Source organism: Arthrobacter sp. 10T425 (genome assembly GCF_056393985.1).
In genome coordinates, this window is sequence record NZ_JBFTGZ010000107.1 from 1 (window position 1) to 394 (window position 394).

The 394-nt window shown below is 67.8% G+C and carries 1 protein-coding gene; it reads left to right on the top strand.

What is annotated here, in order from left to right:
* Positions 1–267 (top strand): hypothetical protein (locus tag AC1DDH_RS20735; RefSeq protein WP_476956256.1); only part of this gene is annotated, 267 nt, incomplete at its 5' end.
* Positions 268–394: the final 127 nt, after the last annotated feature.

Below are 394 nucleotides of genomic sequence, written 5' to 3' on the forward strand. Positions count from 1 at the left end.
GCAGTGAACACAGTGGAGGACGCCGCCGTTGCTGTCGGCGGCGCCTCGGCGGTCGCGCTGCGGATGCCGGCACTGGAGGCGTCATTGCTGGCGCAGCGGCCGGAAGCACTGCGCGACATCATCGACGGCGCCTCGCTTGCAGCCCTGTCTCCGATAGAAGACTGCCGCGCGACTGCCGCCCATCGCACCCATCTCGCACGGCTCGCCATCATGCGCGCCTTGACCCATTGCATCGAGGAGGCCCCTCATGGCGTATCTGCTGGATGACATTTCCCTTTCCGTTCCCAACGCAGGCGCTGCCGGCGAAGCACCGACGCCGCCCGGAGAAGAGGGCTTCGAACTGAACGGCAAGCGCCTGCCGCTGCCAGCGGACCAGTCCCAGCGCCTTCTCGAC